General features: G+C 48.3%; 9 protein-coding genes. 4 read left to right on the forward strand and 5 right to left on the reverse strand.

Features of this window, described 5'->3' with window-relative positions; translation table 11 throughout:
• The first annotated feature begins 1 nt into the window (after window position 1).
• The 4 genes from OO017_RS14440 (at window position 2) to OO017_RS14455 (ending at window position 9,224) form a co-directional block, all read left to right on the forward strand.
• Complete coding sequence (locus OO017_RS14440) at window positions 2-997, forward strand: PorP/SprF family type IX secretion system membrane protein (protein ID WP_266053263.1); 996 nt, start codon at window positions 2-4, stop codon at window positions 995-997.
• 211 nt (window positions 998-1,208) lie between these two features.
• Window positions 1,209-2,993, forward strand: coding sequence for an SGNH/GDSL hydrolase family protein (locus OO017_RS14445; protein WP_266053264.1), 1,785 nt, complete (start codon window positions 1,209-1,211; stop codon window positions 2,991-2,993).
• Between the two features lie 200 nt (window positions 2,994-3,193).
• Entirely contained in the window at window positions 3,194-5,476 is a 2,283-nt protein-coding gene (locus OO017_RS14450) for a LamG-like jellyroll fold domain-containing protein (RefSeq protein WP_266053266.1), read from the forward strand.
• A gap of 205 nt (window positions 5,477-5,681) precedes the next feature.
• Window positions 5,682-9,224 (forward strand): PQQ-dependent sugar dehydrogenase, encoded by a 3,543-nt coding sequence (locus tag OO017_RS14455; RefSeq protein WP_266053267.1) that lies wholly within the window; start codon window positions 5,682-5,684, stop codon window positions 9,222-9,224.
• 82 nt (window positions 9,225-9,306) lie between these two features.
• On the opposite strand, the gene OO017_RS14460 is transcribed toward OO017_RS14455, so the two are convergent.
• From OO017_RS14460 to OO017_RS14480, 5 genes are all read right to left on the reverse strand, one after another.
• On the reverse strand, window positions 9,307-12,135 hold the full coding sequence (locus tag OO017_RS14460) for a PA14 domain-containing protein (RefSeq protein ID WP_266053268.1): 2,829 nt from the start codon (window positions 12,133-12,135) through the stop codon (window positions 9,307-9,309).
• A gap of 615 nt (window positions 12,136-12,750) precedes the next feature.
• Window positions 12,751-14,001, reverse strand: a complete 1,251-nt coding sequence (locus OO017_RS14465) for a glycosyl hydrolase (RefSeq protein ID WP_266053269.1) — start codon at window positions 13,999-14,001, stop codon at window positions 12,751-12,753.
• Window positions 14,002-14,841: a glycosyltransferase family 2 protein gene (locus tag OO017_RS14470; RefSeq protein WP_266053270.1), complete on the reverse strand. Its 840-nt coding sequence runs from the start codon at window positions 14,839-14,841 to the stop codon at window positions 14,002-14,004. It lies immediately after the preceding gene.
• 18 nt (window positions 14,842-14,859) lie between these two features.
• Complete coding sequence (locus OO017_RS14475; protein WP_266053271.1) at window positions 14,860-16,107, reverse strand: glycosyltransferase family 4 protein; 1,248 nt, start codon at window positions 16,105-16,107, stop codon at window positions 14,860-14,862.
• A 7-nt stretch (window positions 16,108-16,114) separates the two neighbouring features.
• Window positions 16,115-17,050 carry a nucleotide-diphospho-sugar transferase gene (locus OO017_RS14480; protein ID WP_266053273.1) on the reverse strand — a complete coding sequence of 312 codons (936 nt, stop codon included), beginning with the start codon at window positions 17,048-17,050 and terminating at the stop codon, window positions 16,115-16,117.
• Window positions 17,051-17,078: the final 28 nt, after the last annotated feature.

A 17,078-nucleotide genomic window follows, 5' to 3' on the forward strand; every position in this document is an offset into this window, starting at 1 on the left:
AATGAGGAGATATATACTTTGGGGTTGCCTGTTGTTGCTTATGGGCGGGGCGCAGGCCCAAAACAGAAAGCAGCTGGCTAACTTTACGCAATACAAACATTACTTCAACCCCTCTCTCACAGGGCATGAGGGTTCGGTGCTCAGGAGCATTTACCGTAACCAATGGACAGGATTTGAGGATGCGCCAAAAACAATCATGGCCTCTGCGGAGCTGGACCTGCTCCGGTTAGGAGATAGTAATAAACCTTTTTCCAATAACCAGGGAGGCCGTGAGGCAGCAGATGACATCAACGCCAAGCATGGCCTTGGCCTCACGCTTTTCCATGACCAGTTTGGTCCGGCAAAAGAGACGCAGGCATTGGTTAGCTACGGAGCCGGGGTAAGGTTGTCGGAGAGTTTGAGCCTGCGCTGGGGCGCGGGTGTACACTATACCTTTCACCGCCTGGATGGCAACAGCCTCACAATAGACCAAAAAAATGATCCGAGGTTCAGCAACATGCTGGGCGACAACAACCGTAGCGGCAGGGCAGACATTGACCTGGGCCTCTCGCTTACGACAGCTAACTTTTACCTGGGGTACTCCCTCATGGATGCAACGGAAGGGAAGCTAGCCTCAACCGGAAGCGACTACTTGGACGATACTTATGCACGCAGGCATGTAGTACAGGCTGGCTATCGCGCAAGTATAACGGAGTTACTTAGCTTCACGCTCAATGGCATTTATCAGGATGATGCCAACTATAACTCTACACTGGAAGGGCAGGTAAAGGCCGTGTATGACAACAAGTTTTGGGTTGGCGGCGGCTATCGTAACGACTTGGCTTATAGCTTAGCAGCAGGCCTTCGCTTAAATCAGTTGGCCATCGGTTATGCCTATGAAACCCCAATCCAGGATGCCAAAGCCATCAACAAATCCACGAACGAGGTTACCCTTGGCTACTATCTTACCCCCTACAAAACCAACGGTAGAAAAAGCAGGCGCCTGTTGATCTGGTAGGTTCAGAAACAGATGATATTGTACTATTATTTATATATAGTATAAATATAACTATTGCTGTAGAAGCGGATAACATAGCAGATGTTTTATGGAATGTTACGAATATGTGAGGTTTTTTGACACAGGTAAAATGCTGTTTGCTAGATAACTACAATGGTAAAGTGTCGTTATAAAGGGCTCCAAAAAATGACCTGATAAACGAGCTTGCTTTATGTTCTTTCTTTTACCTCTACGCCTTAAGTCCTTCTGCATTTTGCTGGTTTTATTGAGCTTCTCTGAAGCGGCAATGGCCAAATTCTCAGTGTTTTCGCATCTTCCTGCTCCTGAAAAATATGTTGACGCACCAGCATCTGCCATACAGGAAGGCGTAACTGCATCACCCTTAGCTGCACCACAAGGGGTTAGAGCAAGAGCCTCACTTGTTAAAGCCATAGGCATAAGTTGGCAACCTGTGGATGGTGCCCAAAACTATATTATCGAGAAATCTGAAAGCGGTGTGGAAGGGAGCTTCTCAACCTTAGTAACGGTGACTGGTGAAGTTCATTATTACAGGGAAAAGGACTTAAAGCTTAGCGAAACGTTCTACTACAGAATAAAAGCCACTGCAAACGGAGCCGAATCAACTTATAGTGCCGTCGTAAGCGGCACAACGAACCCTGATGAAATAGTCCGGATCATGCCTTTAGGAGATTCCAACACAGATGGTGGCTCAGGTTCCGGAGTGGTTCCTGAGGAACGGATCGGCTACAGGAAAGAGCTGTATCGGCAGCTGGTTCTTGATGGGCGGGTAGAGGGCTACAAAATCGACTTTGTGGGCAGTGAGCAGACAGGGCAGGCGCACCAAACCAAGTTTCTAACAGAAAATGGATTTGAGTTAGATATTGATCATGCAGGGTTCGGAGGGGCAAGGGATGAGGATATTGCTGACCTTTTACAGTACGGTGAGTTTAGCTTTTATGGTAGTGAAACTGATTACCGTGGGCCTGGCGGTGGACCTTACCTGGATCAGTTCATGCCTGACATTATTCTGCTGCACATAGGTACCAACTACATAGATCCAAACCCAGGTGCAGTACAGGATGTAAAGGACATACTTAATTTGATAGACGAACATGAAGCCAGGTATGGCAAGGAGGTTACCGTGGTGCTGGCAAGTATAATCCTAACAGCTGGGGACGATCCCAAGCTAGATGACTTTTCAAAATCTTATAATGCCAATGTTAGGGCAATGGTAGAAGAAAGGATAGCGCTAACTGGAGACAGAATCGTTATGACGGACATGGCAGATGCTGAACTTAACTACAAAAAAGACTGGACAGAACCAGTAGGGGTAGGCGATATGGCTGATAACCTTCACCCCAACCAAGCAGGCTATGATAAGATGGCCCAGGTATGGTTTAACGCCTTGAGTTCCCCTGCTGTACCTCTCCCGGTTGAGCTGATGAGTTTTGAAGCGGCTGTTTCAGATAGAAATGTTCTTTTAGAGTGGGTTACAGCATCAGAAAGAGGCAACAGCCGCTTTGAAGTACAACGAATGGAGGAAGGAGGCTCCTTTACCATGATCGGTACAGTAGATGGGGCAGGAGACAGTAACACGCGTATCGTTTATACTTTCCAGGACCATGATTTACCCTCTGGAATTCTATACTATCGCCTGAAACAAGTAGACCATGATGGCGCCTATTCTTACTCTAAAGTAGTAGCTGTGCTTTACAGAAAAAGCCTGATCTCTCCCGTGGCGAGCCTTTACCCCAATCTAACCAATGGCTCGGAAACTGTAAACCTTTCTGCCTCCGGTTTTGGCCAGGCAGCCCCCGTAGTTGTCTCCTTGCTAAACCCTGGTGGTGAAGAGTTGTTTCATCAAACCTTACTTGCCGGAAAAAATGGAGGTCTAAATACTAGAATTCATTTACCAGCTAAGTTAGCCCAAGGGCTCTATGTAGTACAGGTATCATCAGCTAGTCACACCCAAAAACTGAAGCTTATAGTAAGGTAAAGCAGAAGAAAGGTTTTACAGGGAATAATACAAAACTATGATATATTATTGGCGTACTATACTTAGGAGATAAGGTGTATACTTACATATCTGCGATACAACAGCTTAGCTCTTAATTGATTAGAGATTCACCCTCTGGGATAAATTTGCACAGGTCTGCTGCATTTTTCTATAGCGGGCGCTAGATAAGTACAAGCTTCATGATATATTATATACCAACATATATAAGCCGCTCCCTGGGCAGGGCGCAGGTTATACTTTGGCTTTGTCTGGCCCTGTTGTTACAGGTAGCCACTGCGTTACCGGCTGCTGCACAGACCAACTGCCCCGATGGGCTGGTACACTACCTGGGCTTCGATGAAACCGCATCCGGTACTTACGAAGACTATGCCTCGGATGCTACAGCCACTTGTTCTACCTGTCCTTCGCCAGAGGCTGGCCTGTTTAGCGGAGCACAGGCGTTTAAAGGCCGCAGTCCCGGAGTAACCATAAGCGCGCTGGAGCAGTTCGAATGGGGCCCCAACAGCAGCTTTACCATAGAGCTCTGGATGAAATCTTCAGGCAGCTCCTCAGATAACCAGGTCTTTATCGGCCGCGACGCCAAAGACTCCAACATGATGTGGTGGCTGGGCATGAACACAGACGGGTTTGCCCAATTCGATCTCTACGACAGGAGCCGCACCGGTTTCAGTACTGTGGGCGAAGGCGTTAAAATCAACGATAATAAATGGCACCACATTGTAGTAGTACGCGACGGGCGCCTGCGCCTGAACAAACTGTATGTGGATGGCTATAAGGTGGCTGGCTTCCAGTATGACTATCCCGATAACTTCGAAAGCGGCTCACCGGTCAACATCGGTTTCCTGGACCTCAACAACGGCTATGGGTACAACGGCTTACTAGATGAGTTGATGGTGTATAACCGGGACCTGACAGAGACAGAGGTAAGGGCACGTTACAACAATGGGTCCGGCAGTTACTGTGGCCCGCAGGCGGTAAAGCCTGTTATCATGTCGGAGGCAGTAACTTACGGCGTGGTTAATCAGAAGTATACCTATGATGTACAGGCAGTCGGCAACCCCGCTCCTGTCTATGCCCTGGAAGCGGCACCGGCAGGCATGACTATAAATGCATCCACGGGTGAGATTAGCTGGATACCTTCTGCCGCCGGTAGCTTTCCGGTACGTGTTACCGCTTCCAATAACGCTGGCGCTGACCAACAGGAGTTTACCATAAGTGTAAAGCAGGGAGTAGGGGAGAAAACCGGTATGCTGCACCATTGGATGCTGCATGAGCTGAGAGGACCCGTTTATAAAGATTACTACACCCCAAGCCATGCCTCGGGAACTGATAGCAGCCTTCCAAAGGCAGTAAAAGGCGTTGTATCGGGTGGGCAGGAGTTTGATGGCCAGGACGATGGCCTGGATGTAGAGGAAAGCCAGAACTTTAACTGGGCCGCAGACGAAAACTTCAGTATAGAGCTCTGGATGCGAAGTACAGGTAGCACCTCCGGTAACAGGGTGTTGATCGGGCGTGATGCCAAGGACTCGGAAGCGCATTGGTGGCTGGGGCTGGATAGCGAAGGACGTGCCATATTCACTTTGCTGGACCTCGAGTGGACTGGTCCGCGACCGGAGAGCGGCAGCGGACCCAAGCTAAACGATGGTAAGTGGCACCAGATGGTGGCAGTACGCAACGGCGGCTCAGGCCTTACAGAAGTATACGTGGATGGCGAAAGGGTGGGAAGCAACTCTTTCAGGTATCCATATGGGTTTTCCAGCAGTTCACCTGTTAACATCGGCTACCTGAACGATGGCAACGGGTACCACTACGGAGGTATACTGGATGAGGTAAAACTATTCGGGCGTGTGCTTTCTGCCGAAGAAGTCAAGCAAAGGTACGAAGAAGTGTATGATGCCTTAACAGAATTGGTACGCTTTGAGGGGGAGTATATGAACGGTGCCGTGCAACTCTCCTGGGAAACTTTGGTCGAAGCCGGGCTGTCTCACTTTGAAGTGGAGCGCGCCCCGGACATGGAGACCTTTGAGAAGCTGGGTGATGTGGCTGCTGCCGGAAACAGCAACACGCAACTCGCTTATACTTTTGCAGATGTAGCGCCTCTTCCGGAGATAGGGTATTACAGGCTAAAAATTGTAAATGAAGATGGAAAGTACACTTACTCCAACATTGTAGCGGTGGAGAACAAAGGGCTTAAAACTACTTACTTCAAAGTATACCCTAATCCCATCAATGTTGGTGAAGTAACAGCTTCGCTGCATGGTTTACCAGCTGGCGAAGAAGTGCAATTTACTGTGGCTGATTTGCGGGGGCGCATACTTTTGCAGCAACAGTTGCAGGTTGATGACCTGGGGCAAACACAGGTAAAGGTGCCTGTTACAACTGATTACAGAGCTGGTCTGTACATGCTCACCGTAATCTCCAGCAAACGTGTGGTAAGCCGTAAGCTGGTAGTGAAACGCTAGTTCTGAGATGTTTTCCGGAGACTCCTTTATTGGATTATTTTTTAGTGCAAAATATAGAACTATAGCACTATTGCCGCGTATCTATACAAACCAACTATAGCCCTGCTTTAAAGCGGGCGCATTCTTTTTCTATGTGGTTGGCTGACCTGCTCTGGTAGCAGGCTCTTTCAATCTGTTCAAATCATGTTGTTAAATTTCGTTTCTTATGAATCAACTTTACGAAGCGTGGAGTAGTAAGTCTCCGCTCTTAAAGTGCTGGCATGGCCTTATACTTTCATGCCGCTATTCTTTGTCTCTTGCTTTCTTGTTCATACTTTTTCTGGGTCCACAACCGGTTTTTGCGCAGCCTGATGGCTTTGTGGAAGAGCAGGTGGGAGGCGAGTGGGATGCAGCCGTAGGTCTCACTTTCTCTGACGATGGCCAGCGCGCCTACGTGTGGGAAAAAGCCGGCAAAGTATGGATTTTGGAGGATGGAGAACGGCTGCCTGAGCCGCTCATCGACATCAGTGAAGAAGTAGGCAACTGGGGCGACCACGGGTTGCTGGGCTTTGCCCTTGACCCTAACTTTGAGAGTAACAGGTACATTTACCTGTTGTACGTAGTGGACCGCCACCACCTTCTGAACTTTGGAACAGGCAGCTACAGCCCAAGCGCTAACGAGTATAACAATGCCACTATTGGCCGTGTTACCCGCTACAAGGTCAGTGGTGACAAGCTAACCACTGACATGGCGAGCCGTAAAGTATTGCTAGGCGAGAGCATATCTACAGGTATCCCGATTCTGTACGTGTCGCACGGGGTGGGCTCACTGGTGTTTGGTGAAGACGGCTCTTTGCTGGTTTCTGCCGGCGACGGTGCAACCGCTAATGGCAAAGACACCGGCTGGAAACCAGGTGATATAACCGATAATTATGTGGAGCAAGGCCTGCAGGATGGAATTTTAGCCGATGTAAACAATGTAGGTGCGTTGCGCGCCCAGCAGGTACATTCGCTCAATGGTAAGATTTTGCGCATTGATCCGGCTACAGGCAATGGCCTGCCATCAAACCCCTTCTACAACAGCGCAAATCCACGTGCCGCCGAGTCTAAAGTATGGGCATTGGGTTTACGTAACCCATTCCGTTTTACCATCCGACCGGGTACTGGAAGTGCCACAAGTCCGGGAGCATTGTACATCGGCGATGTAGGCTGGCAAGACTGGGAAGAGATAAATGTGGCCACTGAAGGAGGGTTGAACTATGGTTGGCCACTATATGAAGGGCTGGAGGCACAGCAATATTATTACAACACGGGCTTGCCTACACCAGACCTAAAAAACCCGCTGTACGGAACAGGAAACTGTGACAGGGAAACATTCTACTTTAATGAACTGATCCTGCAGCCTAAAGCCACTGAGGAGCCATACTTTGGTAACTACTGTGATTGGAACACACCGATCCCGGACAACGTGCATACTTTTGTGCATACAAGACCGGCTATAGACTGGGCAAACGCCGCTGTATCAGACGATACCGCACCAGTAGCCGTTACCCGGTCAGGTACTTTCAATGGAGAGGATGCTGCGGTGGTAAATGTAGGGGTCCCAGGCTCTCCTGTGTCCGGAGAACCGTTTTATGGGAGCTCTTCCACAGGAGGCATCTGGTACACAGGTGAAAACATGCCAACCGAATACCGCAATACCTACTTCTTTGGCGACTACGGTGCCGGTTGGATCAAAGTGCTGGAGTTTGACAGTAATAACAAACCAACAGCCATTAAAAACTTTATAGATGAAGGCGCTACTGTTACGGCGTTTGCCCAAAACCCTGCTACAGGAGAGTTATACTACATTAACTATGGCGCACAGATAAAGAAAATTACTTTCTATAATGGCAATATGCCTCCAAAGGCTGTGGCCGAGGCTGATAAACTTTATGGGCAGAGCCCGTTAACAGTCAACTTCAAAGGAAGCGAATCATCTGATCCGGATGGTGGGGCGTTGAGCTACTCCTGGGATTTCGGCGATGGCTCTGCCAAAGTAACGGAGGCAAACCCGAGCCATACTTTCACAGCAACGGGAGTTGAGACTTTTGAGGTTGTACTAACCGTCACAGATGCTGGTGGTCTTACCTCAACTGCAAAGTTGGAGATAAACGTAAACAATACGCCACCTGTAGTTAATATTGTAAGCCCTGCGGAAGGTACCCAGTACCCGATGAACCAGCAGAGCACGTATGAACTTCGGGCGGATGTAGCCGACGAGGAAGACACGGATGCGGATTTGACCTATGAGTGGGTTGTTGCCCTGCATCATAATACTCACTCACACCCGGAGCCAACAATCAACGAGCATGTAAGCTCTGCCACAATCGCCGCTGTTGGTTGCGACGGGGATACTTATTTCTATAGGTTTAGCCTGAAAGTGACGGACTCCGGCGGCTTGTCTACCTCAGATTATGTGGATATCTACCCGGATTGTAGCGATGGGGTAGTGGGTGCTGTATCCCTTGCCTCTCCCACTAATAACTCAACTTTTGAGGAAGGTGCGCCAATAGAACTCGCCGTAAATTTTGCAGATGAAAACCGCACATGGGCAAAGGTTGAGTACTTTAACGGCTCCACTTTAATTGCCTCAGTAGATGAAAGCCCTTACAGCTATACCTGGGAAGGAGTGGCAGCAGGCACTTATAGTATAAAAGCGAAGGCTACAGATAGCGATGGGCATAGTACAGACTCAGAGCCTGCCAATGTGGTAGTTGGAGATGGAGGTAAATCAAACACGGATCTCTCTGACTGCTTGCCTGGACTCATGCATTACTATGAGTTCGATGAGACTGAAGGCAGCAGCTTCGCAGATGTAGGATCATCTGCCAACGCAAGTTGTCAGAATTGTCCGGAGCCAGTGGCTGAAGGACTGTTTGAAGGGGCGCAACGATTTAACGGTACAGATGATGCGTTAGACATCAGCAACATTTCTAACTTTAACTGGGATGGCAGCAGTAGCTTTAGTATTGGCCTCTGGATACGAACAGAAACTGATGCTTCCGGAAATATGGTGATAGTGGGCCGTGATGCTGCAGCAACAGATGCAGGTGTGCACTGGTGGATCGGGTTAAATGAGCAGCGCCAGGCGGTGTTCTCTCTTAAAGACGCCAACCATGCAGGTATAGAAATAGGCGGTTCGGGTCCGGCACTAAATGATGGGGAGTGGCATAACATTGTGGTAGTACGTGATGAGGCCAGTAACATGAACAGGCTATACGTAGATGGTGAGCTGCTACAAGAAGCACAGGTGCAGTACACCGCAGATTTTGTGGACAATGCTACTGTCAACATCGGTTACCTAAACCGTTCAGGCGGTTTCCACTATGCTGGCGATCTCGATGAACTGAAAGTGTACAGCCAAGCTATCTCAGCAGAAGAAATAAAAGAGCGGTTTAATGGGGGAAGTGGTACTTATTGTGGCCAGTCGCCGCTAGGTATCACGGATAATGAGACATTTGCTGGCAAATTTAATGTGTTTCCTAACCCAAACTCGGGGCAGCAGGTGAACATAGCCGTTTCCGGGCTTGTACCAGGTGAAGTGGCTAAGCTGATGCTGGTAGATATTACAGGTAAAACTGTAGTGGAACACACTGCAACGGCAGGCCCGAACGGAGCTATTCAGACAAGTATCACACTAAACGGTAAATTATCCACAGGTCTCTATAACTTGTTACTGTATTCTGCTGAAAGAAAGCTAAGCAGGAAGTTAATGATTGCTCATTAGTGGTGCTAATACCAAATGATAATAGAAAAGGGCCTGCAATTTTGCAGGCCCTTTTCTGTTATTGGCTAATAGTTGTGTTTTTTTACTCTTTCACAATTTTGATGCTGTCGCTCTTACCGGCTTTGTCTGTATACTTTAAGATATACATGCCAGTCTTCAGGTTTGCCAGGTTGATAGACAGCTCGTTGTTTACCAACTCCAGCTTAGACTCCTTGTAAACTACGCGGCCAGTCTGGTCCAGAACAGTTACCTCTGCTAGTTCTACCTGCTTGTCACCGAATGTCAGGGTCACTACATCGCGGAATGGGTTAGGGTAAGCAGTAGTTTGCGCGAAGAACGGGTCAGAGTCGGCTGTTTCAGAAACCTTCATCGCAGAGATACTTTCAAAAGATTCCCCGAGTGGTGCCAGTCTTTTACCAGCTATCGGCATTTCCTTAGCGCCGCTTGGCAATTCCCAACCAACGGCCAGGTTATCACCACCTGCTCCTTCAACATGTAATGCTTCAATATAGTATGCCTTACCAGCCTCCAGGGTTACCTTTACCGACTGCTGCGAAGGGTACTTCGTCCACTCACGCGGGTTAGTCCAGCCGTTCACGTAGGCCAGCTTCTTCTTGCCGGCAGGGTCTTCTGAGTTGCTCAGGTATAACTCAGCATGGTTGTCGCCAGAAATCCAGAAGGTATACTGGCCGCTTTCTGGGGCAACTACATAACCTCTTATGCGCTGGCCGTAGTTATCGCCTACGTTAGACGGGGCCTCGAACAGGGTCAATTCCTTTGTGCTGCTTGGAGTTGTTGATAAAGGTAGATCACTGATTGACTCACTGTTTACGCCTTTCCAGTGCTCCAGGATAATTTTGCCTGTTGCAATTAGAGGAGTAGAAGAAACAACTGAGCTTCCTAACAGTGAAAGCCTGCTACCAGCTATCGGCATTTCCTTAGCGCCGCTTGGCATTTGCCATGCTACAGCCAGGTTATCGCCTCCTGCTTCTTCTTTGCTAAGAGCTTCCACGTAATATCTTTTACCAGCCTCCAGGGTTACCTTTACCGACTGCTGCGAAGGGTACTTCGTCCACTCACGCGGGTTAGTCCAGCCGTTCACGTAGGCCAGCTTCTTCTTGCCGGCAGGGTCCTCTGAGTTGCTCAGGTATAACTCAGCGTTGTTGTCACCAGAAATCCAGAAAGTATATTGGCCATTCTCGGGTGCTGTAATGTATCCGCGGATGCGCTGGCCGTAGTTATCGCCTACGTTAGACGGGGCCTCGAACAGGGTCAGTTCTTTTGTGCTAGTTGGTTTCTGTGATACTGGAATATCGCTGACATTGTGTCCGCCTACGTTTGCCCACACTTCAAGTGCGATAGCGCCTGCACCATTGTTTGTAACCGGGGTAGTGGTCTCTGTTAAGCTAGGAGTAGAGGCCACATTGGTTACCACAATTCCTACCGCAGAAGATGTCTTAGTAGCGCCTGCATTGTCAAAAGCCTTGGCAGTAAGTGAGTAAGTGCCTGTAGGCGCATTGTTCCAGGTGTAGCTGAAAGGTGCGCTGGTGTCTTCGCCCAGTTTCACAGATCCTTGGTAGAACTCTACTTTGGAAACTGATCCGTCGGCGTCAGTTGCGTTAGCGTCGATAACGATAGAAGCGCCCTGTGCGATGGATACATTGGCAATTGGAGACGTGATGGCTACAGATGGCGCCTGGTTTGCAGGAGTAGAGCTAGCTGAGCCGTTAGGGCCAAGCACAATGCCGTTCTTGCTTAACTTGCTCTGCCACATGCTGAACTCGTCTTTTTCAGTTTGCTTGGTAATAGCGACTGAAAGGGGCATGAAAGTGTTGTTCGTGAAATCAGCGTTCTCAGCTACAGATATATCGTTACGGTTATTGTTATAACCCCAGGCCGTGATACCTACCACGTTGTTATCTACAGAGTTAGAGAAGGTTGTGTTCTTGTTGTAATAGTCTTTGCTCCACAAGCCGGAGGTATACATACTGTACTTTGTTCCGTTTTCAAATGTAGCAGCGTTTACAGCTCTGTTGTGGTGGTAACGGATGTTGTTGCCACCTGCTATACCCATAGAGTAGTTTCCAAGGCCAATTAGCTGGTTGTCGTGCGCCTCAATGTAAGCCGGGCAGGTGTTGATGTCTCCATCTCCATCGGTAATAATACCACCACCAGAGTAGGACTTACCTTCTGCTGGTATAGCGAAAGCCCCCTCTATGTAGTTGTTGTGGATGCGGATCGGGGATGACTGAGTTCCTCTTGAGTTGTGAATGTTGATGTTATCTTCAACCGCAGAGTTGTTTGGCGTATTTATAACCTGGTTCCAGGCTACCTCAGCATGGCTGATGTTTTTTCTGAAGTTAAACTGTACGAACTGTGCGAACGTTGTTCCTCCATACACACGGCCATCAATGTTCTTAGCGATATTGTAGCGAATCTTAATTGTTTCGGAAGAAGTGCCATTGCCTTCATAGCTTTGGCCGATGTAGATACCCGCTGTGTTCTCCATATAGCAGTTCTCTACAACTACATTTTTGAAAACATCGATTCCTAAAAAGCGGCGAGCCTTTTTATAATCCTTGTAAGGCGTGGGAGTGATACCGTAGCCATTGGTGTGACGAACAGTAAGATTAATCTTGTTACCTAAACTCCTGATGAGCGGTCCTGCACCACGGATATTCGAGTTCTCAATAATTACAGGTTCACTGGTTTTGATCTCTACTGCGGCAACCTCAGAGTCTTTAGACTCCCAGTTACCTTTGTAAGTTCCCCCTTTCGTGATCACTAAAGGACCACTGTAGGTTTGTGCTGATACTGTTGAAGGAAGAAGCACGAACAAAATGTAGGCGAAGAGTTGAGCTACTACTGCCCGACCTGCCCTCTTGCTCAGGTTAGAGATTTTTGTGTTCATTTCCTTTGGCTAAAAGTTGAAAATTAGATTTTTTAATGTTTTGTCTTCTTTAAAAATCTTACAGTGTCCTTTGGCTAATGCACTGTTAATAAGATTTTTTAGTTTTTTTAGAGTTTCCTCTTAGGTTTAATGGGTGGCTAAAATCTTAATATATAATCTGTTGCAAATATAGATAAGAAATTATTTTATTTCATACTATTCGTTTAAAAAAACTATAAAAATTTATATGTCACTTTGAATAGTTATATGTAATAGTGCTTTGTTTTGACTGATAAAGCCTTTTATGGGCTTGCTGGTGCACATTAAATAAGGTTACGTGTTTTGCTATTTTCTTGGTATTGTGCTATGTATTTTTTTGGCGCTAATGCAGCTATATAGTGCAAAAACAATGTTTTTGCAGCTTTGAGGTGGCGGGGTTGTTAGTTAGTTGTTAAGGAATAGTTATATAAATATGCAAAGTTACTTATATTGTAATATTTTAATGCTTTCGAAAGTTTTTGATTGTACTTTTTAGGTGTGGAAATTTTCTACACTTTTAACTTAAGCAATACATAAAGTGAGTTTGAGGGAAGTATAGGCAGGTGCGGATTCCACAAAGTGTGGATTTGCCTTGTGTTATAAGCCTGAGCTAGGGCCCAGGTGGAGGTTGTTACGTTCTAGCTTTTTTGTCCAGAGTGCATGCTCAGCTTCCTCCAGTTCTTTTGTGATACTATCTGAAAGGATGTGGTTGGCGTATTCATCGGCCGCAGCAAAGGTGCTATCGAAAATTTCGTTACGCCAGGTGTGGTTTTTGCCCCTTACAGCAAGGGTGTTGTGATGCATGCTGTTGTTAAAGGTGTTGCCCATTTTATAGTAATCCTTCGCCCAGATGCCACTGGTCCAGAAATGGTAGGCTCTACCGTTGTTGAATTCTGCTGCAACAATGGCCCTGTTGTGATGCATCTCAATGTTGTTCCCGCCGGCTATACCCAGGCAGTAATTACCCAAGCCCACCAATTGGTTTTCGTAAACCTCTACATAGGCTGTGGCTGAAGAGGAATCGGTGCCAGGGGAGTCCGCGATAATGCCACCACCAGAGTATTCCGGTAGGTGCAATGGATAAGGAAAGGCCCCCTGAATGTAGTTGTTGTGGATTCGGATAGGAGAGGCTGGGGTGCCTCTGGAATTGTAGATGTTAATGTTATCCTCCACGGCAGATGCTTCAGGTCTGTTTATCACCTCATTCCAGGCAATCTCTGCATTGGGTACCTCGCCGCGGTAATTAAACTGCACGAACTGCACTAGTTCCTTGCCTTCGTATACTTGCCCGTTTATGTTACGGGCTTTGTTGAAGCGGGTCTTTATACTTTGGTTAGGGCTGCCGTGGCCAGTGTATTTGCCTCCAATGTAGATGCCGGCAGTGCTTTCCAGGTAGCAATTCTCTACCACTATATTCCGGAACTCATCTACTGCCAGAAACCGGCGCGGCTTCTTGTAGCCGGTGTAGGAGGTGGGCGGTAAGCCGTAGCCCTCGGTGTTTCGTACAGTTATGTCTACGTTGTAGCCCTGGCTGTGTATGAGGAAACCGGCACCGCTAATATGAGAATCTTCTATCACCACCGGCTCTTCAGTGCGAATTTCTACGGCGGCCACGTCCGAGTTACGGGACTCCCAGTTGCCACTGTAGGTGCCACCCTTAGTAATAACTATGGACCCCTTGTGATTTGAAGAGGCAACTCTCGGTGAAAAGCCCTGCTTACGCATCAGGATGGTTGCAGCGACTGCCGCCGCCAGTGCCGCTAAAAGTATAAAAAGCCACCTTCTGCTCATCCACAGCGTGTGGCTGCGGTGCCGGAAGGTGGCTTTTATACTTACGCTGTGCTGCATTTACTTCAGCATGTATCCAAAGATGCGGCGGGCATACCCATTTGCCAGGTAATATGGAATATAGGGTGGTGGGCAGTTTTTAAAGGTAAAGCGGGTGAAATCGCGCAGGTTACCGCCGCCTTTTATATCAAACAGGTGCTTATAGAAGTTGTTAAGCGACTTGCTCTGGCGGTTTTTACGTTCTCCGCTTTCCTCCGGGTAAGTATAAAGTTTAGCATCGTAATTTACGTAGAGCTCAAAACCGTTGCGCAAGGCGGTGTGTGTAAAGTCATAGTCTGCTACGTAGTGAGGGAACCTGTCCTGGTCCAGCAAGCCTATTTTCTCAAATACAGCGCGAGGAATGAGTAAGCCACGACCGGGGAGCTGTGATACTTTATGCAGGCCAACCTGCTGCTCTTTAGGTAGTTCCTGCAGCAGGTGACGTACCTTGTTAAGCTTAAAATCTACGATTTCGCCACCAAAGGCAGGCTCGCGGGTGCCAGCGTCCATCTCCAGCGCACCAATAATAGCGTTTGGCTTCTCAGCCATACGTTTATAGGTGTTCTCGATATAATCTTCGGCTACCTCCAGGTCGTTGTTCAACGTCATCACGTATTCGGCGCCTAGCTGCAGGGCATGCTTGATGCCCATGTTCACGCTGGCTGTCCAGAAGAGGTTACCGTCTCCGAAAAGCACTTCTACCTCCGGAAATTCCTCTCGCAGCATATCAGCGGTACCGTCGGTGGAGCCATCGTCCACTACAATTATTTTATAGTTCTGGTTAGTGCCGCGCTTCAGGGAGAGCAGGCACTCTTTGGTGAAATTCTTTCTGTTAAAAACAGGTATAACGATGTATAACATAGGTGTTAAGGGCTGATTCTAATGTTGAACGGTTAGTTCGGCAGGCTGAGCCTGGGTATACTTACTATAAAACTCGTTAATGTGTTGTGTCTTGATTGTCCAGGTTTGAGACTTGGCAAACTTATAACCTGAAACTCCCATTTTGCGGCGTAGCAGCGGCTGGTCGTAAAGCGTTTCCGCGGCAGCGGCAATAGCTTTTACGGTCTGGTCTACAGTGCTCACAGGTACTTTTATACCGGCATCATCAGGTATAAGGTTTTTGCCACCGTGCAGATCCAGGGTGATGATCGGCAAACCGTAAGCCATGGCCTCCAGGAACTGGGCGGCGCTGGAGTCGCGGAGACTGCAGAAGAGAAAAAGGTCGTTGTGGGTATAGGCGCGTTTTACCTCTTCCCATGGCACCTGCCCTTTCCAGTTTACTTTGCCTTGTAGTTTATACTCCTCAATCCAGCGTGGTACATAATCGTGCATCGGGCCATCCCCAAGTATTGTCAGCTCATACTTTACATCCGGGCGAACCTTACTCAGTGCCTCCATGACGAGTGGGAGGCCTTTTCGGGCAAAGAGGCGCCCAACCCATAGTATTTTCAGCGTTTCATCAGGAATGCGCTCCGGGTAAGCCTCCGGGTAGAAGTCCTCAGGAAGGCTGGTGTCCAGGAACATTTTAGGGTTGAGGGCTCCAATGCGCTGGGCCATGTCGTAGGTATCCTGGTTTGTGGTAAGCACCAGCGAGGCGTGTTGCATGGCTTTGCGTGCGTTGGGGTTCAGGGCCAGCAGTAGTTCGCTTATAGCTTTGCGCATGAGCTCCATTTTCCACCCTCCGAAAAAGTATTTCTTTAGTGCCCTCGGAGCCTCCTGCCCTCCGCCGGTTGGGCCAAAAATGAGTGGCTTATTCAGCCGCCATAGAGCAGTACCCATCTGCAGGCTCCCGATAGTGACGTGGTGTACCAGGTCGAAGTTAATTTCCTTGTCCAACTTCTTTGCCTGCTGGTACGCCTTATGCTGCCAATACATGTAGTGCGGGTAAAACCCCAGGTGGTATTCAAACAGCTTGTCTACCATGGCAGGAAGTTCTACAAAAACCATGTGCAGGTTGGGCAAGGCTAATTTTTCAACTTCCTTTTCAATGCTTTCCCTGCCTTCTACCGTGGTCAGGCACCATACTTCATGCCCTAGCCTGGCCGTGTTTAAAGCCCAGTTCCAGCCGTTACCCAGCTCGGTGCCACGGTTCGGTTCGCAGGCATATGCAGATAAAAGTAATTTCATAAGCTAATTAAAGACTAAAGCTGAACAACGCTTTCAATTTGGCGCTGGCTTTATCACGCATCATTTTGTTAAAGTTGCGGCGGTCCGACTCCACATCCCGGATCACGAACTTAGGGTGGCGTAGCGGGAACTCGATCTCCTCCTCGTGCACCTGCGCCTTTTTATCGTGAAGGTTAAAGGTGTGAGTGGCATCCTCGCCAAACCCAATGTTTCGTACCAGGTTTACTTCCGGCACAATGCATAGCCCGGAATTGCTGTATACGGTGAACTCCCACTGGTAATCCCATACATCGCCTTTCTGTATATTCTCAAAGGTTTCCTCCAGCTTACTCAGTCTATACTTCTCCTCCAGCTTGTTCAGGAAGATGCCATTGAGGTAGCCTTTTTTCTTCAGCTCCTGGTAGTTGCCCAGGTTAAAGTCATATAGTTGCCAGGCGCGGCGCCAGGTGGCCCAGCCCCAGCTGTTCACCTTGTCGGAGAAGTAGTAGGAGTAATCTGAATCCCGGCGCCAGCCATCGAGGTAGTTGTTGCCGCTGATGTGCATCACGCGGGTATCGTTTTTATACTTCTCCAGCAACTCCTGGCAAAACCAGAAAAAGCTTTTCGACGGGATGCAGTCATCCTCAAGTATAATTCCATACTCTTCCTGCTCAAAAAGCCAGGAGATGGAGCGGGAGGGAGCCACGCCGCAGCCCAAATTATGCTCCTGAAACAGCGTCTTTACTTCGCAGTCCCAGTCCACCTGCTCTACAATACGTCGTGTTTCTGCGCAGCGCTCGGCATCGGAGGCTACATGTGGGCGTGGACCATCGGCGGCTACATAGAGCTTTTTAGGCTTTACCTGCCGGATACGGTCAAATACTTTCTGGGTGGTGTGGGCGCGGTTAAATATGATCAGCAACACCGGAGTGTGCAGTTGTTCTTGCGGTATAGCGGTACTCATACAAGTGATAAGGGTTTTGGTATATACT

This window comes from Pontibacter anaerobius (genome assembly GCF_026241195.1).
Taxonomy (GTDB): Bacteria; Bacteroidota; Bacteroidia; order Cytophagales; family Hymenobacteraceae; genus Pontibacter; species Pontibacter anaerobius.